Below are 18,178 nucleotides of genomic sequence, written 5' to 3' on the forward strand. Positions count from 1 at the left end.
TTTGCCCCATGAAGATTTTATATCAACTGGGGATGGTAATGCTGGACAGCCTGATGAAGCTGGGCAGCTATTGGTCTCCCAGGTTGAAACAGGGGGTAGCGGGTAGAGCCGGCTTGTTTAAAAAACTGGAGGCATTCAGAAAAAAGCATCCCAGCCCCCTGGTCTGGTTTCATGTGGCATCGCTGGGGGAATACGAACAGGCGAAACCGGTGATTGCTGCCTTCAAGGAGAAATATCCTTTTTGGGCAGTCGCCGTTTCCTTTTTCAGCCCTTCGGGCTATGAACAGGCGATTAAAAAAAGACAGGTTTGGGTGGATTACATTACCTATATTCCCACCGACACCGGTAGCCATGCAAGAAGGTTTGTACAAATTCTTTCGCCTGATATGGCTATTTTTGTCAAATATGATCTTTGGGCCAATCATATCGAAGCATTAAAGAAAAATGGTGTGCCGCTCTTTCTGGTGGCGGCAGCATTTAGAAAGGAACAGGTTTATTTTAAGTGGTACGGAAGTTTTTTCCGAAGACTTCTCTTCCAATTTGACCATATCTTTACCCAAAACAGCCGGTCAAAAGATCTTTTGGAGGGAATCGGCATGACCCGGGTAGCCATCACAGGAGACCCAAGGTATGACAATGTGGCCCGTATCAGCGCGCAGCCGAAGTCTTTTCCGGAGATCAGACAGAGGATCACAGCACCTGTAATGGTGCTGGGCAGCGTGTGGCAGGAAGACATGGACCTGCTGATACCCTGGATCAACGAGTCGGCGGACATGCAATTTATCATTGCACCCCACGATATTCACGGCCCATGGATTCAGCGCTGGGAACGAGCCATTCAAAAGCGCTGTATCAGGTACTCGGCCTATGTGCATGAACAAAGTGATTGGCAGGTATTGCTCATCGACAATATCGGCATGCTTTCCTCCCTTTACCAGTTTGGCCGATGGGCCTATGTGGGAGGGGCTTTTGGTAAAGGCTTGCACAATATTCTGGAGCCACTCTCATTTGGCATCCCGGTAATGTTTGGGGAGCTGAGACAGGTATCAAAGTTTCCGGAAGCTGGCATCAGCAAGGAATATGGCTGCGGCTTCCCGGTCAGCGATAAGGCCAGGCTGGCAGAAACCATGAACCAATTGATGCAGCCAGAGGCCTATCAAAAGGCGGGTCAGGCTGCCAGAAAGCTGCTTCATGCTAATTTGGGCAGCGCAGCAAAAACCATAGATATCATCAAGCAGACCACATGGAAGGAAGGGTAATCAAAACGACGGGATCCTGGTACGAGGTGCAAAGCCCGGAGGGCCTGATAAAAGCCCGGCTAAGGGGGAAGTTCAAGCAGGATGAGCTCAAACTCACCAATCCCATTGCTGTGGGGGATTATGTGCTCCTGCAGATGGAAAATGAGCAGGATACCGCAGTAATCCAGGAAATCCTTCCACGTGAAAACTACATCATCCGAAAATCCACCCGAAAGCAGCACTTTTCGCATATCCTGGCTTCCAACGTAGACCAGGCTTATCTGGTGGTGACGGTACGCAACCCCAGAACTTCTCTTGGTTTTATTGACCGCTTTTTGGTGAGCACGGAGAGTTTCAGGATTCCGGCCAGCATTATCATCAATAAATCGGATGAGATCATTAAAGAGAAAGACAAGGAGTATGCCGCGTTGATCCGGGAAATTTATGAGCCGCTCGGCTATCCGGTAGTCCTTCTTTCGGCTCTGAAGGATGCGGACCTGGCAGCTGCATTGAGTGCAAGCCTGAAAGGAAAAACCACACTAATGACCGGACATTCCGGAGTGGGCAAGTCTACCCTGCTCAATCGATTGGTACCTTCGGCCATGCAGAGCACCAGACCGGTATCCAAATCAACCGCGAAGGGAACGCATACCACCACTTTCGCAGAGATGTTTGCTTTTGGCAAAGATGGTTTTATCGTCGATACACCCGGTATCAAGGAATTTGGGATTCTGGATATCGGAGATGAAGAGCTCTCTCACTACTTTGTTGATTTGAGAAAATACCTGGGCCAATGCAAGTACAACAATTGCCAGCACGTCAATGAGCCCGGCTGCAAGGTACTGGAGATGCTGGAACAGGGATACATCCACCCTTATCGCTATGAAAGCTACCTGAAAATTCTGTATGAGGAAGATGATCATCGGTAATTCATTGAAGTGGCTTACCCGGGCAGGCTATCTGCAGGGGTAAAACAGCAGCGATACTTTGAAATCATTTTCTTTTGAAGTAATTTCCTTTTTTATTCCACCCAAACATGTGTTCGGGTAAAATCCTAAATGGCCCATGAGTGAAACCAAAACACTGGTGTTGAACCACAAGCAGATCCAACAGAAGATCGTGCGGATAGCCTATGAAATCTATGAACGCAATTCGGGAGAAGAAGCGCTGGTTTTTGCCGGTTTGACGGGCATGGGACAGACACTTGCCCAACTGATTGCAGATAAGCTGAGGGAAATATCACCCCTGGAAGTGAAGCTCATCGCTGTGACACTGGATAAATCCGATCCAAAGATAGGCGAGGTGACCCTTTCGGATAAAGGACCTTTTGGCCGGAAGTGCATCATTCTGGTAGACGATGTACTGAATACCGGTAAAACCCTCGCTTATGCCATGGTGCCCTTTTTGGAGCAAAATGTGAAACAAATAGAAGTGGCAGTACTGGTAAACCGAAGTCACAAATTATTTCCGGTTTCTCCGGACTATACCGGTTTCGAACTGGCGACTACGCTAAGCGAACACATTGTAGTAGATTTAAAACCAGAAGCCTCCACCGTTCACCTGCATTAGCCATGTCTGTACACCAATCCACCCATCTGAAGCGGATCACCACCCATATCCTGCAGGAGATGAAAAAGCGAAAGGAGAAGATATCCATGCTTACGGCATACGATTTTTCCATGGCAGGAATAGTAGATGGTGCCGGTATAGATATGATTTTGGTGGGAGATTCAGCCTCCAATGTCATGGCCGGTCACGAAACCACCTTGCCCATTACCCTGGATCAGATGATTTACCATGCCACCTCAGTGGTGCGGGCTGTGGAAAGGGCATTGGTAGTGGTAGACATTCCCTTTGGCTCCTATCAGGGCAATAGCTCCGAAGCCCTTCGCTCTGCGATCCGCATCATGAAAGAGTCAGGAGCCCATGCCGTCAAGGTGGAGGGCGGAGCGGAGATTAAAGAATCCGTGGTCCGGATTTTAAGCGCCGGGGTACCTGTCATGGGTCATCTGGGCCTTACCCCCCAGTCCATTTACAAATTTGGCACCTACACTGTCAGGGCCAAGGAAAAAGATGAGGCCAATAAATTGCTGGAAGATGCCAAAATCCTGGAAGAATGTGGCTGTTTTGCCCTCGTACTGGAAAAAATTCCCGCCAGGCTGGCCAAAAAGGTTGCCGACCAGCTCAGCATACCTGTAATCGGAATTGGGGCCGGCCCGGATGTGGACGGGCAGGTATTGGTCCTGCACGATATGCTGGGCATCACCCAGGAGTTTCAACCCCGTTTTCTCCGGCAATATGCCGATATTCGGGGCATCATGCACGAGGCCGTCAGCAATTACATCAAAGATGTAAAAGCAAAGGATTTTCCCAACGAAAAGGAGAGCTATTGACTTTCCAGAAAGGCCAGTAAATCCTTCAGGTCCTGATTGCTTAGCCGCTTTTCCAGGCCTGCCGGCATCAGGGATGCTTTTGACATGCCATATTCCGAAACATCCGCTTTTTTTACCTGGATAAACCCCGCTGCCTGGGTATACAACTTGATATTGTCATAGCCCACATCTATTTGCCGGCCATCATACCGGGTGCCATCTTTCATCGTTATGTACCAGCCTTGCCATTCCGGACTCATTTCGGCTGAAGGCAACAGTATTGAACCGATCAGTCCCTTTCTGTCCTTTGATTTGCCCACATTGTTCAGGTCGGGTCCAAGGTCTCCGCCGCGTGCAGCTACTACATGACAGGTGGAGCAAAGCGAATTGTTGGAATAAAATACCCTCCTGCCCCGGTCCGGGTCTGCCGGACCTTCAAGTAGGGAGCTCCACGCATCTAAATCCTCAGTATCTGGTCGTTTGCCGGTATCCTGTGACAAGGCCAGCGTTAGCTGCTGCCGCAGGCCTTCGCTGTCACAACTGCTGCCGTCGTTCAATACCCGTTCCATGGCTTGTTTCACCTCATCTTCTCCGCTTTTGTTCCGCAGGTACCTTGCTGTGGCTATGGCCAGGTTTTCACTGGAAACCTCCAATAGCGGAATAATTTCCCTCCAGGACTCCAGGGGCTGTCGGGAGAGAGCTGAAAGCGATTCTGCCCGTAGGTTGATGGGTTTATTTGTTGATAAACTGACCTGAAGCAGGGCATCCGCCACCTGTGGATCAGGTACATTGGCCAGGGTCTGGATAATTTCCAGTAGCAGGTCTTCCTCTTCTTCCAGAAATAAAAAATCCAGTAGCAGGTCTTTCTGCTCCGCCGGATCCTCCAGATACCGGAGGGCATAGGCTCTCATTTGAGAAGGATGGCTAGGATCACGGACTATTCCCGCAATGAAATCATCTGGTAATTCTAGAGGGATCCGCTTGGAGATTTCTTCCTCTTTATTCTGGTATGCCTGCTGGAATTGTGGCTCCAAAAGTTTTACCGTTTCCAGATAGGTTTCGAACAATGCTGTCGTAAACTCGCCAGTGCTGAGGGCCAATTCTAGATTTGCTTTTTGAGAGACCAAGCCCTGGCTGCCTAGCCATATCAGTGCCATTTTCCGGATTTCGGGATCAGGATCTTCCAAAAACTGCCGGGCAAGCGCTGCCTCATCGGGATGTTTCGAATCCCTTAATGCCAGCATTACGCCCATTCGCACTTCCGCAGATTCATTTTCCAGGTTCTGCGCCAATTTTTCCCTGTGCAGCTCCCTGCTTAAACCCACCACCGCAGTATGCCTTAAAAAAGGATCATCGGATTGGAGGTTTTTGAAATGCTGGTCAAAATCAGTCGGATCGGAAAGCAATTGGTTTAAACGTTTCACCTTTGCGTTGGCTTTTGGGGAATCGTACAAGCTTCTTTGCGCCAAAAGTTCTGTATTTTTTTTTGCCGAAAGCTTCCATATTTTGCCCTTCCCGTGATTGGGGTATACCCTTTCCACCCAATCGGTAAAATAGATATTGCCTTTACTGTCAGCGGCAAAAGCCACCGGCCTGAAGTCCTCACCCCCCTGCACTATCACCTCCGTGGATCCGCGAACGGACAGGCCCTTTTCTTCCATGGCAATGCGGACAATATTGCTTTCTTCCCAAATGGTACAGAGCATCTGATCATGGTAATCTTGAGGCAGTCTGCCCAGGTTGGCGTTCAGCAGTCCAGAAGGTGATTCACCCAAAGGAACCGCATAAGGCAGGGTGGAGGGTAACTCCCCATTCCAGGCCAGGTAAGGGTGAATCCCGCTGCCTCCAAACAGTGATTGGTAGCCAAAATCAGAGCCCTCTACCGCATGTACCAGCCGGTTGGGGCCACGGCTGTCGGGGTCGTTGTCTGCCACCAGCAAACGGCCGTAATTGTCAAACTTCAGGTCAAAGGGATTCCAGTAGCCGGTAGAAAAGATTTCGGGTTCTGAGCCATCCGTTTTGGAGCGAATAATATTGCCACCATCTCCGTATCCTGAGACTTCCTTGCCATCGCTTCCCTGTAAAATCCAGTGTGCTGCACCAGTATTTCCCCGGCCGATGTACATGTATCCGTCCGTGTCGAAGGTGATGCTCAGGAGGGCTGCATGGGCATAGACCTGTTTGGGTTGGGTAAATGCCATCAGTTTTTCGCGTCTTTCGCTGATCCCGTCTCCATCCTCATTATAGAATTTCCAGACCTCTTTAGAGGTAACTGCATACAAATGTCCTTCAGGAGAAAAAGCGATATTCAAACCCTCAAACAATCCTTCTGCAAAGACGGATTCCTTGTCCCAGATCCCGTCTCCATTGCTGTCTTCATATACTTTTATGATATCATGGTCTGGCCCATCATAGTCTTTGGGCGGCAAATGAGTATGGGATTCCAAGACATATACCCTGTCTTTTTCATCCACCGCTATTCCAATAGGCGTGACAATTTCAGGAGCCTGCTTCATCAGGGTCAATTCCAGCCGCTCATCCAAAACCCTGACTCCGTCCACTACCAGCGGTTCCGCGTTATCATTACCTTTCCCGCAGGCAACAATCAAAAGCAGCAGCCCGAGCAGAGAGCTATTGCCTTTAGGAATCGGAGTGATCCATTTGTTGCCAGGGAATAGGCTGCAGACGTGGGTAAGACAGTGCCACATATCAGGATTGATATTTTTCGAACAAACGGTAAGCACGGGTCAGGTCTTTTACCAGGGTAGCCTCATTGATTGGCGGTGCCATTTCTACCAGCAGGTAGCCTTCATAGCCATGCTCCAGCATTTTTTGGATCACGCCGTCGTTATCCGTAACGCCCTCTCCAAAATTGACCACCTTATGGACACCCATTTTTTCGGTATCCTTGATGTCTATGTGCAGGATTTTTTCATGAAATCTATCCACCACCTCCATCAGGTCTACATTGGATCCGTTGAAGTGGGCATTGTCCATGCACATGCCTACATGGCTGGAATTAACGGTATCAAAAATTTTCTCGTAATCTTCGATAAATTCCAGGTTATTGTCGGCGTGGTTTTCTACCAACACCAATACATCCATGTCCTCGGCAGCGGGGGCAATTTCTTTGAGGACCTCAATCACCGCCTCCAGACCACCGGCTTTTCCCCTTCCGGATCCCGTAAATTTCACCCTTCGGCATCCCAGTTGTTTAGCGGCCTGCATGTTCCAGAGTTTGTGGGTGACGTCTTTGATGATATTGCCTTCGGCACCAAAGGAACTGCCCTGTACGCAGATGGGTGTCAGGCCATGCTGATCGCAGCGTTCCTGTATGCTTCGGATACCTGATGGGGTTAGGTTTCTGCCATACCAGCAGTTGAACTCCACGTTTTTAAAGGGAAGTTGAGGAATGACCTGAAATGCTTTTTCAAAATTTTCATCCCCAAAACCGTCACAGGTAATGGTGGCAATGGCCAATTCCACTTTTTTTGCCTGGCTTGTTGAATGCCGGGAATTTGCCAACGATGCTGCCTGAAAAGATGCCAGGCCTGCTACTCCCAGACCCGCTTTTTTAAGAAAATTACGCCGGTCATGCGCTGAATCCTGAAGGTTTAAGTTTTTCATGCGCTGCTTTTTATTTAGTTTCCTAAAGTACTAAAATTTAAAATCTGTAAGGGTATTTGGTAGCATTAATCCTTCCTGCGCTACTAATTTGGGTTTAAGGGAAGCAAGTGCAATTTTTTAGCTTCCGAGGTAGACAGGATATAGGGAGCAACTACATGACTAATTTCCGTTGACAAATGAGAGCCGAAGCATTTGCAAAGCCGGCTCCATGGACAGAACGTTAGGTTAGGAAAGTCATTCCTGTTTAAGTGTGGGTTTACACATTGCAAATGGCTTTCGGGCGGATCTAAACTGCTTGTGACCCGGGAGATATTAGGGTGAAGTGGGATACTTCACCCAGTCTCTGATTTTTTGCCTGTTTTGATCTGAGGTGCATCCTTTTTTTTCACCACGGATTCACACCGATTTTCACCCATTTTTTAGCTCCCAAAATTGACCTTTCCTCTATGTGAATCTGTGCTGCGATCCTATTTGCAGGCAGGGATTCTCCTAGTACAACATACCAAATAACCAAAGGGGGATTCTCCGATTACTTCCCCCGGCTATATCTAGTGCCAGGTAAGACTGGGGGACTCCCTGAAGCTGTTCGCTGGTTTTGGAAGCTCCGCCCACCTCAAATACATAGGTATCATCGACCATAAAGTCGCCATACCTAGGAGCCGTCACCGAATGAACAGCTGTTAGTTGATTGAGGAAAAATGTTTCACGGACATTACCTATATTGGCCATCGTTGGAGAAAACAGGTAAATAAAGTTGGGGTTTTGCAAATAGATCTTTTCCGGCTTTTGAAGGTAACTTACCCCTTTGGTAAAAATTCATCGAGACTTAAATAAATACCTTTCCCTTGGATAGCGGAAAGGTATTGCAAAAGAAGGGTTGTTTTGCCAGAACCCCTGTAGCCAAGAACAATGATCAGTTTTTGCTCCCAATCAATTTGTCCATAGAGGTATCTTCTTTTTTTCCCTTTGACGAAACTGGCTTTACGCTCAGATTTTCGAATCAGACTTTCCATAGATTGATTTTTACAAAAAGTAAAATTACAAAATAGTTTTTATAAAAAGCAATATAAAATAATGCTACCTGAAAAAAGTATTTTGGGAAGTCTGTGGATAAGCTCTTGAAGGTTTCTACCTCGTTTGTCCTATTCAGATGGTGAAAAGCTTCCTCGGGCGGGGTTTTACTATTGCAGCGAATCTGTGGTATCGGTGGCGCACTTTTTCACCACGGATTCGCACAGATTTTCACAGATTTTTTAACACCGAAATTGTCCTATCCTCTAATAATTACGCTGTGCGAATTTGTGTTATCTGTGATGCAACTTTTTTCACCAACAATGCACATCGATTTATTTTTATTTTTGAGCCGAATTAGCTTTTATTCACCTCATAAATTTATTATATTTGAGCCAAATAACAAAAATAATCGGCTCATGGGGTATAATTGGCAACTAAACGACTGGCCCCGTTTTCACTATCGTTTACGCGAAGTAGAACCACTGCTCTTTAGGTTTTCCGAAAAAGCAGGTCATGTCAGTGGCCTTTTGAAGGGTTTGCCTAAAGAAACGCAAAATGACGCCATTATTGATCTGATGGTATCCGAGGCCATTAAAACATCGGAGATTGAAGGCGAATATTTGAGCCGGCAGGACATTGTTTCCTCTATTCGTAATCAGCTGGGTTTGGGACAGCAGCAGGTGAATGATTTGCGGGCCCAAGGTGCAGCCGCACTGATGGTGGATGTGCGCAATACGTTTCACGAAGCTTTAACGGAAGAGAAACTTTTCTCCTGGCATCGTATGATTATGAAAGGCAGTAAAGGTATCACCGTTGGTGATTGGAGATCTCATGAAGAGCCAATGCTGGTAATATCCGGAGCTTTAGGAAAAGAAAAAATTCACTTTGAGGCCCCACCGTCCAGTAATGTACCCAAGGAAATGGCCGGTTTTATCAATTGGTTTAATGAAACAGGACCAGGGGGCAAAAAAGAAATAAAAAAGCCCGTGGTGCGTGCTGCCGTCGCTCATTTATACTTCGAAACCATTCATCCTTTTGAGGATGGAAATGGCCGCATTGGCCGTGCCTTATCAGAAAAAGCCTTGTCTCAGTACCTCAAGCGACCTGTTCTTTTAAGTCTTTCGCAGGCGATAGAAGCGAACAAAAGAGAATATTACGACGCATTACAGAAAGCACAGCGATCCAATGAAGTGACATCCTGGATTGCCTACTTCCTGTCTATGGCAATGCAAGCGCAGGAGCAGGCGGAAAGGTTAATTGATTTCACCCTAAAGAAAACCCGGTTTTTTGATCGGTATACCCCTCTCCTAAATGAAAGACAGTTAAAAGTAGTACGTCGGATGTTAGAAGAAGGACCAAAGGGATTTGAAGGAGGCATGAGTGCCCGGAAATATACGGCCCTTTCCAGGACATCAAAAGCCACTGCTACAAGAGATTTACAGGATTTGGCCGAAAAACGGGTCTTTCTTTCCACCGGAGGAGGCAGAAGCACAAAGTATTCGCTTAACCTGAATGATTCCGGGGAATGGTGAATGCACACAAAATCAACCTGGAAACCATTCACAAACGAAATCTGAGGTATTTGTAATGCCGGACCCATCGAAAAGAAGTAAGGAATTTCGTTCAATTAAATGTCCCGGCTAAGCCATTGCAAATGGCTTTTTGGCGGGTCTTATCTGTTTGTAACCCCGAAGATAGCAGGGTGAAGTGGCAGACTTTACCCAGTGGCGTTTTTTATCTGGGTTAATCTGAGCTATCTGTGGTGTCCTTTTTTGATTTACCACGGATTGGCACAGATTTTCACAGATTATTTCTGCTTTTATCTCCGCCTATGCTAGTAATTCGTTGTGTATTGATTCGATTCACTTCGGATTTTCAAATGTATTTATACCCGGTTAACCTGTGTTTATCTGCGTAATCTGTGGTGCAACTTTTTATAAGGCTTTAAATAATATCCTCCATCTCCCCAAACCAGACCACCGCATATTCTTTATAGATTCCTACCCCCATGGCTTTCCAGTTGGCAGCGTTAAAAGGTGGCAAATTGGCCAGGACAGCATGGTGACCCGGGCTTTTTTTCCATACTTCCAGGGCCTCTTCCGGCAGGGCGGCGGCAGAGTGCCAGTAGGCAATTTCGTATCCGGGACTATCATATCCTGCGATTTCCTTGGGTTTGTCCCACATGCAGTTGGGGTCTTTGTGGTTGTCCTTGTAGCAGCAGTCCGTCCAGGCTCCTTCCTTTGACCAGGAGTGCATGTTGCAGCGCTTGCTTTGCTTGTAGTTTTCCATCAGGTCTTTGGCGTGGATCTGTGCTACTTTTGTCAGGGCTGTTGAAAGGGGAATTGCTTCCTGTCCCCGGCTCAGCCGGTAGGTATTGATCAGCTCAAACAGTTGTTTTTCATTCGGGGAAACATTAGGAAAGTCTGGGGATACGGCTGCTCCACCGGTCAGGAACAGCCAAAATAGAATCAGATGCATTGCCATAGGACCAAGTCTTTATAGCATTTCTAAACGAGGCAGGTTCAATTTTGTTGGCTAAAGGAGAATTCGGGTTATTCTGAAAGTCCGGGCTGCCAATACATTTTTTTTTCGTATTTTAGCCACCGATTTTAAATCGACATTCATTTTTAACGAAAATCAGAAAACAAATAACCATATGAGTGACAAAACCCCAAAAATACTTTATACATTGACTGATGAGGCACCGGCTCTGGCCACCTATTCTTTATTGCCCATTATCAAAGCTTTTACCGATTCGGCCGGTGTGGTGGTGGAGACCAGGGACATCTCCCTTTCCGGTAGGATCATCGCTACTTTTCCGGAATTTTTAAAAGCAGATCAAAGGATCAATGATGCATTGGCCGAACTGGGAGATATCGCCAAAACGCCCGAGGCCAATATTGTGAAACTGCCCAATATCAGTGCCTCCTTACCCCAATTGAAGGCGGCAATCAAAGAACTGCAGGGTCAGGGATATCCGCTTCCTGATTATCCTGATGAACCTAAAAACGAGCAGGAAAAAAACATCCAGGCCAAGTACGACAAGGTAAAAGGATCTGCCGTAAATCCCGTACTTCGTGAAGGGAACTCAGACCGCCGGGCACCACAAGCGGTCAAGCAGTTTGCCAGAAATAATCCCCATAGCATGGGCAAATGGGATTCCGGTTCAAAAAGCCATGTGGCCAGCATGAAAGAAGGAGATTTTTATGGCAGTGAGAAGTCTGTAACCATTCCGGAAGCCACTTCGGTAAAAATCGAATTGATGGCTAAGGATGGCAGCAAAAAAATATTGAAAGAGAAGCTTGCCCTTCAGGCTGGGGAAGTGGTCGATGCCGCCGTGTTGAGCACCCGCTCATTGAGAAAATTCCTGCAGGAACAAAAAGAGGAAGCTAAAAAACAGGGGATACTTTTTTCCCTGCACATGAAAGCCACCATGATGAAGGTCTCAGACCCCATCATTTTCGGGCATGCGGTTACCGTCTTTTTCGCCCCTGTATTTGAAAAGCATGCAGCGACACTAAAAGAACTTGGTGTAAATCCCAATAATGGCTTTGCTGCGGTACTCTCCGCTCTGGACGAATTGCCTGCTGACAAGAAGAAAGCCATAGAAGCCGATATTGAGGCTTGCTATGCAGACAGCCCGGACCTGGCTATGGTCAATTCCGACAAAGGCATTACCAATCTCCATGTGCCCAGTGATGTGATCATCGATGCTTCCATGCCTGCCATGATCCGCTCCAGCGGTCAGATGTGGAACAAAAACAATCAATTGCAGGATGCCAAAGCCATCATCCCGGACCGTTCTTATGCAGGCGTATACCAGGAAACCATAGATTTTTGCAAGAAACATGGTGCTTTTGACCCTACCACCATGGGATCTGTACCCAATGTAGGACTCATGGCACAAAAGGCTGAGGAATACGGTTCTCATGACAAAACCTTTGAAATCCCTTCGGAGGGGACAGTGAAGGTAACTGATGCAAGTGGAAAAGTGATTTTTGAACATCCTGTTGAAAAGGGCGATATCTGGAGGATGTGTCAGGTGAAGGATGCGCCGGTTCAGGATTGGGTAAAACTGGCCGTGAACCGGGCCAGGGCCACCGGTTCTCCTGCCGTATTTTGGCTGGATAAAAACAGGGCCCACGATTCGGAATTGATCCGAAAAGTAGAAAAATATCTGAAAGACCACGATACCAGCGGCCTGGACATTAGAATCATGTCTCCGGTTGACGCTACCAGGTTTTCCCTGGAAAGGATCAAAGCCGGAAAGGATACCATATCCGTTACGGGAAACGTACTTAGAGATTACCTTACCGATTTGTTCCCTATCCTGGAGTTGGGCACCAGTGCCAAGATGCTTTCCATCGTCCCTTTGATGAATGGTGGAGGCTTGTTTGAAACAGGTGCGGGTGGATCTGCGCCCAAGCACGTTCAGCAATTTGTAGAAGAGGGCCACCTCAGGTGGGATTCTTTAGGCGAGTTTCTGGCATTGGCGGTGTCTCTGGACCATCTGGGCGATACGTTTGATAACAAGCGGGCAAAGGTCCTTGGGAAAACCCTGGATCAGGCTACCGCTAAATTTCTGGAAAAAGGAAAATCTCCATCCAGAAAAGTAAATGAGATAGACAACAGGGGTAGTCATTTTTACCTGGCCATGTACTGGGCAGAGGCCCTGGCCAATCAGGAAGATGATGAAGCCTTGAAAAAGATATTTGGCCCGGTAGCCAAAGAGATGGTAGAGAAGGAAAAAGCCATCAACGAGGAGCTGATCGGGGCGCAGGGCAAGCCCATGGATATCGGCGGTTATTACCGTCCCGATGAAGATAAGACCTCCAAACTGATGCGGCCCAGTGCTACCTTGAACAAGATTCTTGAGGCCATTGTAGCTTAGATTGATAAAGTCCATTTACTTTATTACGCACAAAAAGCCGCTGATTTCAGCGGCTTTTCTATTCTTAATAAAAAACTAATACTACAATCTTTTGATCCGGATATTCCTGAACCAGACATCGTCATTGTGGTCCTGCAGTGCGATTTTGCCTTCTTTGAAGGTAGCAAAATCTTCCCATTGGGCAAACTTGCTATCCGCTACCATGGCTTTCCATTGCTCATCCCAAAGCGTAGCCTCCACAGTTTTTACCCCGTTCAGGAAAAACTGCAGTTGCCCGTCTTCTACCCTGATTTCTGACTTGTTCCATTCCCCTACAGGTTTGGCAGCCTCTTCAGAGGACTCGATCAGGTCGTACAGATCACCAGTTCGGTGGGTGACTATCTGCCCATCCCGGTGGCCATCGTTGTCCAGCAACTGGTATTCCGGTCCGGTAAAGTAGGGCGCTCCATATTCACCATTATCCTGTACATGAAACATGATGCCACTGTTTCCGTTTTCTGAGATTTTCCATTCCAGCTCCAGGTAAAAATCCCCGAAACTTTCCCTGGTAACCAAATCACCTGCGCTGGCTCCTTCATCCTTCTTTGCTGAATTAAAATAAAGCACGCCATCTGCCGCTTCCCAGGCCTCCCCGGGTTGGTCTTTGCCATACCCGGTCCAGCCGGTGAGGCTGTTGCCGTCAAAAAGACTGATCCATTCTTCTTCTGTCACAATTATCTCCTCGATATTTTCCTCAGAAGCACCATTTTCCTGCGTTGCCGGACCGCAACTCCAAGCCGCCACCGACACCAATACCGCTACTGATAGATTATTTCTAAACATGAGTTACTTTTTTAGCAATAGTACATACCTGACCATGTCTTTGGCATCGTCTTCAGACAAAGCCGGATGGGCAGGCATAGGGATTTCTCCCCACTCGCCCACGTTACCAGCAATGACCCTGCCGGCGAGCATTTCAACATTTTCCTCAGTAGACTCATATTTTGCTGCCACGTCAGCATAGGATGGCCCTACAATTTTTCTTTCGATCATGTGGCAACTGGGGCAGTCATTCTGCTTCATTAACTCCACTCCCCGGATAAATACTGGGTCATCCTTGTACTTTTCTTCCAGGTTTACCTCTTTCGGTGGCTCGGGAGTAGCTGCAGGCGTACTGCTAGTCGTCTCTGATTCAGAACTACCACCGCCGGATCCTCCGCAGGATACTGCCAACATTGCACCAGCAATAAGGGACAGATTTAATTTAAAATTCAACTTCATTGTTTGTTATAGATAGATTAATTGATTCCCAATATTTTTTTATTCAATCCCTCATCAGCACCGGTAGAAGCGAAATCATCAAATGTTTTCTCCGTCACGCGGATGATTTTTTCACTGATAAATTTGGCACCTTCTATGGCCCCGTTTTCAGGGTGTTTCAAGGCGCATTCCCATTCCAATACTGCCCAGCCATCAAAGCCATACTGAGACAATTTGCTGAAAATGGCATTGAAATCTACCTGCCCATCTCCCAGGGAACGGAATCTGCCGGCTCTTTCCACCCAACTGGAATAGCCGCCGTATACACCTTGCCTGCCGGTGGGATTGAATTCGGCATCCTTGACATGAAACATCCTGATCCGGTCTTTGTAAATATCAATAAATTCCACGTAATCAAGGCACTGCAACACAAAGTGGCTGGGGTCGTAGAGGATATTGGCCCTTTTGTGGTGATTCACTTTTTCGAGAAACAGCTCAAAGGTAACGCCATCGTGCAGGTCCTCTCCGGGATGCAACTCATAACAGACGTCTACTCCGTATTTGTCAAATTCATCCAGAATGGGAAGCCATCTTTTGGCCAACTCCTCAAAGCCGGTATCTACCAGCCCTGCGGGTCGTTGTGGCCAGGGGTAGACGGTGTGCCACATCAGCGCACCACTAAAGGTGGCATGTGTGTTCATTCCGAAATTTTTGGATGCTTTGGCTGCCCACATTAATTGCTGGACGGCCCATTCCTGCTTGCCTTTCAGGTCGCCGGCAAGCTCAGTCGGTGCAAAAGCGTCGAACAATTCATTGTAGGCCGGGTGGACAGCCACAAGCTGCCCCTGGAGGTGGGTAGAAAAATCAGATATTTCCACGCCGGCAGCCTTTACCGTAGCCTGGATTTCTTTGACATAATCCATGTCCTCTGCAGCCTTTTGGAGGTCGATGAGCCTTGCATCCCAGGTCGGGATCTGTACGGCTTTGTATCCAATACTTGCTGCCCAGGTACAGATGTCCTTCAGGTTATTGAAAGGCGCTACATCATCTGCAAACTGTGCCAAAAATAAGGCTGGTCCTTTAATGGTTTTCATAAGGGTCTTTGTTTTTTAAAGTTCAAATTTAGTCCATTTTTCGTTAGATTTCCCACTCTTCACCACATGTTCTACAAAAGCCATGCCCCGGAGTCCGTCTTCTGCACCCGGAAAGTCTTCCCATTCTTTCAGTGGCTTTTCTCCATTTTTCCTTGCGTACAGGCATCGGGCAAAATTGCGGTACAGGTTGGCGAAAGCCTCCAGGTATCCTTCCGGATGCCCGCCCGGGGTACGGATATTTTCCATAGCCCAGGAAGAAAGGTAGGGTACATTGCCCCCCGTACGATAGATCTGATCCGGGGCTTCCGGATGCCTCACGATCAGGGAATTGGCATTATCCTGTTCCCATTCCAAACCGGCCTTATCTCCAAACACCCTGATTTTAATATTGTTTTCCGCACCTGAAGCGATCTGGGTGGCCATCAATACCCCCGAGGCGCCGTTATCAAATTTCAGCAATACTGCTCCATCATCATCCAGGGTTCTCCCTTCCACCACTATGTTTAAATCAGCGCAAAGCTTTGTCAGCTTCAGGCCACTCACATATTCTGCCAAATTAAACGCATGGGTCCCGATATCTCCCATGCAATTGGCAATGCCGCTTTTATTCGGATCTGTTCTCCAGATGGCTTGTTTGTAATCGGTCTTTTCCAAAGTTGTCCATAGCCAGCCCTGGGGATATTCCACATAAACCTTTCTGATTTTGCCCAATACTCCTGTAGCGATCAGGTGCTTTGCCTCCTTTACCATGGGGTAGCCGGTATAGGTGTGGGTCAGGCAAAACAACAGGCCTGTTTCGCGAATGATCTTATCGAGTTCTTTTGCCTCTTCATAATTAAAAGTCATGGGTTTGTCCAGCACTACGTGAAACCCATTTTCAAGAGCCTTTTTGGTGGGGTCAAAGTGTACATGATTTGGCGTAACGATGGCAACAAAATCTATCCGCTCTTCTTCCGGCAATTGCTTTTCTTTGGCAAACATTTCATCATAGGAGCCATAAACCCTTTCTGCAGGCAAAAAAAGTTCTTTACCGGTCTCTGCAGATTTTTCAGGACTGCTGCTAAAAGCTCCTGCAGCCAATTCTATGATACCATCCATGGCAGCCGATATCCGGTGCACTGCCCCGATAAAGGATCCGGGCCCGCCACCGATCATGCCCATTTTTAGTTTTCTCTTGCTCATTATTCTGATCTTTGGTTTACTGGTTTTTTTTAGTTCGAATGAATCTTCTATCTTTATTTTCGCGCTGAAAAAAGACAATGACCGGAGCTGATGTTCAAAAACGCCGGAACACCGGCCCAGGCATACCTTTCTCACTTTCCGAAATGATAAATTTACATTAAATTGGCTTAAATTTAAATAAATCCCACAATAGTTTGAAGGCTGATTACCCGGGCAAAAACTATAATCCTGAAAAAACATGAAGACCAACAACCGAATAAAGCTTTCTCTGATGATGTTTCTGGAATTTTTTGTCTGGGGATCCTGGTACGTCACGCTAGGTACATTTTTGGGCAACAACCTGGATGCCAACGGCGCTCAGTTGGCTGCAGCATTTTCCACCCAGTCATTTGGAGCCATCATTGCTCCCTTTATCATTGGCCTGATTGCAGACAGGTATTTCAATGCGGAAAAAATCCTGGGAATACTCCATCTCCTTGGAGCGGTGCTGATGTACCTGATGTTTGTTTCTGACAGTTTCGCCGCATTTTATCCCTATGTGTTTCTGTATATGCTCATATACATGCCCACGCTGGCCCTGGCCAATTCTGTATCCTTCAGCCAAATGAAAGATCCTTCGAAAGAATTCAGCAGTATCCGCGTTTGGGGCACCATAGGCTGGATAGCATCGGGTCTGATGATCAGTTTTTTCTTTGTCTGGGACAGTCCGGAAGCCATTGATCAGGGCATGCTGCGGTACACTTTTCTGATGTCCGCCATATCTTCCCTTGTGCTCGGACTTTTTGCTTTTACCCTTCCGAAGACGCCCCCCGCAGCAAAAAACAACGAAAAGCAATCTGTTTCAGAACTACTCGGTCTGGATGCGCTAAAGCTGTTAAGAGATAAAGATTTTGCCATATTTTTCATCTCATCTGTTTTGATATGTATTCCACTGGCATTTTACTACCAGAATGCCAATCCCTTTCTTTCGGAAGTAGGGCTGTCCAATCCCACCGGTAAAATGACCATCGGGCAAGTATCAGAGGTATTGTTCCTTTTACTGATGCCTTTCTTCTTTAAGAAGTTTGGGCTGAAAACCACCCTGGTGGTAGGCATGCTGGCCTGGGTAATACGGTATGTGTTTTTTGCTTTTGGGGATGCCGGAGAGGGAACTTACCTTTTGCTCATCGGAATCGCGCTGCATGGGATATGTTACGATTTCTTCTTTGTATCGGGACAGATTTATACCGATTCAAAGGCAGGACCGAGGTACAAGAGTGCGGCACAGGGCCTGATCACTCTCGCCACATATGGAATAGGCATGTTGATTGGCTTTTGGATCGCCGGATTTGTTTCGGATTTGTATTTGGCTGATGGCGTTCACGATTGGCAGCAAATCTGGCTGATCCCATCTGGAATAGCCTTCGTAGTCACCATTTTGTTTGTGGTTTTTTTCAAAGACAATGACTTCCGGAGGGCAAGTGCATTGAGGAAAAGTGTGAAAAACATTCAGCAATCCAGAGAGTTATCAACGGAGTAGCA

Annotated in this window: 16 protein-coding genes; 7 read left to right on the forward strand and 9 right to left on the reverse strand. The window is 47.2% G+C overall.

Annotation, left to right across the window (positions count from 1 at the left end):
* Positions 1-8 precede the first annotated feature (8 nt).
* From BUB19_RS15935 to panB, 4 genes are all read left to right on the forward strand, one after another.
* A complete protein-coding gene (locus tag BUB19_RS15935) occupies positions 9-1,259 on the forward strand; it encodes a 3-deoxy-D-manno-octulosonic acid transferase (protein WP_073095574.1) in 1,251 nt (416 codons plus the stop codon).
* A complete protein-coding gene (rsgA, locus tag BUB19_RS15940) occupies positions 1,244-2,167 on the forward strand; it encodes a ribosome small subunit-dependent GTPase A (RefSeq protein WP_073095576.1) in 924 nt (307 codons plus the stop codon). Before BUB19_RS15935 ends, rsgA begins: the two co-directional genes overlap by 16 nt.
* Positions 2,168-2,303: 136 nt before the next feature.
* Positions 2,304-2,807, forward strand: coding sequence for a phosphoribosyltransferase family protein (locus BUB19_RS15945; protein ID WP_073095578.1), 504 nt, complete (start codon positions 2,304-2,306; stop codon positions 2,805-2,807).
* Positions 2,808-2,809: 2 nt separating this feature from the next.
* The gene (gene panB, locus BUB19_RS15950; RefSeq protein WP_073095579.1) at positions 2,810-3,631 is read left to right on the forward strand and encodes a 3-methyl-2-oxobutanoate hydroxymethyltransferase; all 822 of its coding nucleotides are present in this window, start codon (positions 2,810-2,812) and stop codon (positions 3,629-3,631) included.
* Here the strand turns inward: panB and BUB19_RS15955 are convergent.
* The 4 genes from BUB19_RS15955 to BUB19_RS24385 all read right to left on the reverse strand — a co-directional run bounded on the left by BUB19_RS15955 (position 3,625) and on the right by BUB19_RS24385 (position 8,250).
* Positions 3,625-6,318, reverse strand: a complete 2,694-nt coding sequence (locus BUB19_RS15955; RefSeq protein ID WP_245802872.1) for a PVC-type heme-binding CxxCH protein — start codon at positions 6,316-6,318, stop codon at positions 3,625-3,627. The two genes, panB and BUB19_RS15955, sit on opposite strands and share 7 nt — an antisense overlap.
* 1 nt (position 6,319) lies before the next feature.
* Complete coding sequence (locus tag BUB19_RS15960) at positions 6,320-7,237, reverse strand: sugar phosphate isomerase/epimerase family protein (RefSeq protein WP_084097369.1); 918 nt, start codon at positions 7,235-7,237, stop codon at positions 6,320-6,322.
* Between the two features lie 489 nt (positions 7,238-7,726).
* Entirely contained in the window at positions 7,727-8,005 is a 279-nt protein-coding gene (locus BUB19_RS24545) for a hypothetical protein (protein ID WP_245802873.1), read from the reverse strand.
* Positions 8,006-8,034: 29 nt separating this feature from the next.
* On the reverse strand, positions 8,035-8,250 hold the full coding sequence (locus tag BUB19_RS24385; protein ID WP_073095583.1) for a hypothetical protein: 216 nt from the start codon (positions 8,248-8,250) through the stop codon (positions 8,035-8,037).
* A 300-nt stretch (positions 8,251-8,550) separates the two neighbouring features.
* Between BUB19_RS24385 and BUB19_RS15975 the strand changes: the two genes are divergently transcribed.
* Complete coding sequence (locus BUB19_RS15975; RefSeq protein WP_245802878.1) at positions 8,551-9,783, forward strand: Fic family protein; 1,233 nt, start codon at positions 8,551-8,553, stop codon at positions 9,781-9,783.
* A gap of 412 nt (positions 9,784-10,195) precedes the next feature.
* Here BUB19_RS15975 and BUB19_RS15980 read toward each other — a convergent pair whose 3' ends face one another.
* Positions 10,196-10,735, reverse strand: a complete 540-nt coding sequence (locus BUB19_RS15980; protein ID WP_084097371.1) for a CAP domain-containing protein — start codon at positions 10,733-10,735, stop codon at positions 10,196-10,198.
* A 172-nt stretch (positions 10,736-10,907) separates the two neighbouring features.
* On the opposite strand from BUB19_RS15980, the gene BUB19_RS15985 reads away from it, so the two are divergent.
* A complete protein-coding gene (locus tag BUB19_RS15985; RefSeq protein ID WP_073095585.1) occupies positions 10,908-13,142 on the forward strand; it encodes an NADP-dependent isocitrate dehydrogenase in 2,235 nt (744 codons plus the stop codon).
* Between the two features lie 81 nt (positions 13,143-13,223).
* Here the strand turns inward: BUB19_RS15985 and BUB19_RS15990 are convergent, their stop codons facing one another.
* From BUB19_RS15990 to BUB19_RS16005, 4 genes are read right to left on the reverse strand one after another with little or no spacing between them, the layout of a single operon-like run.
* Entirely contained in the window at positions 13,224-13,964 is a 741-nt protein-coding gene (locus BUB19_RS15990) for a 3-keto-disaccharide hydrolase (protein ID WP_073095587.1), read from the reverse strand.
* Between the two features lie 3 nt (positions 13,965-13,967).
* The gene (locus BUB19_RS15995) at positions 13,968-14,402 is read right to left on the reverse strand and encodes a c-type cytochrome (protein WP_073095589.1); all 435 of its coding nucleotides are present in this window, start codon (positions 14,400-14,402) and stop codon (positions 13,968-13,970) included.
* Between the two features lie 17 nt (positions 14,403-14,419).
* Positions 14,420-15,475 (reverse strand): sugar phosphate isomerase/epimerase family protein, encoded by a 1,056-nt coding sequence (locus BUB19_RS16000; protein WP_073095591.1) that lies wholly within the window; start codon positions 15,473-15,475, stop codon positions 14,420-14,422.
* Positions 15,476-15,490: 15 nt separating this feature from the next.
* Positions 15,491-16,657, reverse strand: coding sequence for a Gfo/Idh/MocA family protein (locus tag BUB19_RS16005; RefSeq protein WP_178371513.1), 1,167 nt, complete (start codon positions 16,655-16,657; stop codon positions 15,491-15,493).
* Between the two features lie 238 nt (positions 16,658-16,895).
* On the opposite strand from BUB19_RS16005, the gene BUB19_RS16010 reads away from it, so the two are divergent.
* Positions 16,896-18,176 (forward strand): nucleoside permease, encoded by a 1,281-nt coding sequence (locus BUB19_RS16010; RefSeq protein ID WP_073095593.1) that lies wholly within the window; start codon positions 16,896-16,898, stop codon positions 18,174-18,176.
* The last annotated feature ends 2 nt before the right edge of the window (positions 18,177-18,178 follow it).

This window comes from Cyclobacterium lianum (genome assembly GCF_900143075.1).
Lineage (GTDB): Bacteria > Bacteroidota > Bacteroidia > Cytophagales > Cyclobacteriaceae > Cyclobacterium > Cyclobacterium lianum.

Coding starts and splice junctions, on each gene's coding strand:
- BUB19_RS15935 (WP_073095574.1), top strand. CDS start 9: ATGAAGATTTTATATCAACTGGGGATGGTAATGCTGGACAGCCTGATG.
- rsgA (WP_073095576.1), top strand. CDS start 1,244: ATGGAAGGAAGGGTAATCAAAACGACGGGATCCTGGTACGAGGTGCAA.
- BUB19_RS15945 (WP_073095578.1), top strand. CDS start 2,304: ATGAGTGAAACCAAAACACTGGTGTTGAACCACAAGCAGATCCAACAG.
- panB (WP_073095579.1), top strand. CDS start 2,810: ATGTCTGTACACCAATCCACCCATCTGAAGCGGATCACCACCCATATC.
- BUB19_RS15955 (WP_245802872.1), bottom strand. CDS start 6,318: ATGTGGCACTGTCTTACCCACGTCTGCAGCCTATTCCCTGGCAACAAA.
- BUB19_RS15960 (WP_084097369.1), bottom strand. CDS start 7,237: ATGAAAAACTTAAACCTTCAGGATTCAGCGCATGACCGGCGTAATTTT.
- BUB19_RS24385 (WP_073095583.1), bottom strand. CDS start 8,250: ATGGAAAGTCTGATTCGAAAATCTGAGCGTAAAGCCAGTTTCGTCAAA.
- BUB19_RS15975 (WP_245802878.1), top strand. CDS start 8,551: ATGCAACTTTTTTCACCAACAATGCACATCGATTTATTTTTATTTTTG.
- BUB19_RS15980 (WP_084097371.1), bottom strand. CDS start 10,735: ATGGCAATGCATCTGATTCTATTTTGGCTGTTCCTGACCGGTGGAGCA.
- BUB19_RS15985 (WP_073095585.1), top strand. CDS start 10,908: ATGAGTGACAAAACCCCAAAAATACTTTATACATTGACTGATGAGGCA.
- BUB19_RS15990 (WP_073095587.1), bottom strand. CDS start 13,964: ATGTTTAGAAATAATCTATCAGTAGCGGTATTGGTGTCGGTGGCGGCT.
- BUB19_RS15995 (WP_073095589.1), bottom strand. CDS start 14,402: ATGAAGTTGAATTTTAAATTAAATCTGTCCCTTATTGCTGGTGCAATG.
- BUB19_RS16000 (WP_073095591.1), bottom strand. CDS start 15,475: ATGAAAACCATTAAAGGACCAGCCTTATTTTTGGCACAGTTTGCAGAT.
- BUB19_RS16005 (WP_178371513.1), bottom strand. CDS start 16,657: ATGAGCAAGAGAAAACTAAAAATGGGCATGATCGGTGGCGGGCCCGGA.
- BUB19_RS16010 (WP_073095593.1), top strand. CDS start 16,896: ATGAAGACCAACAACCGAATAAAGCTTTCTCTGATGATGTTTCTGGAA.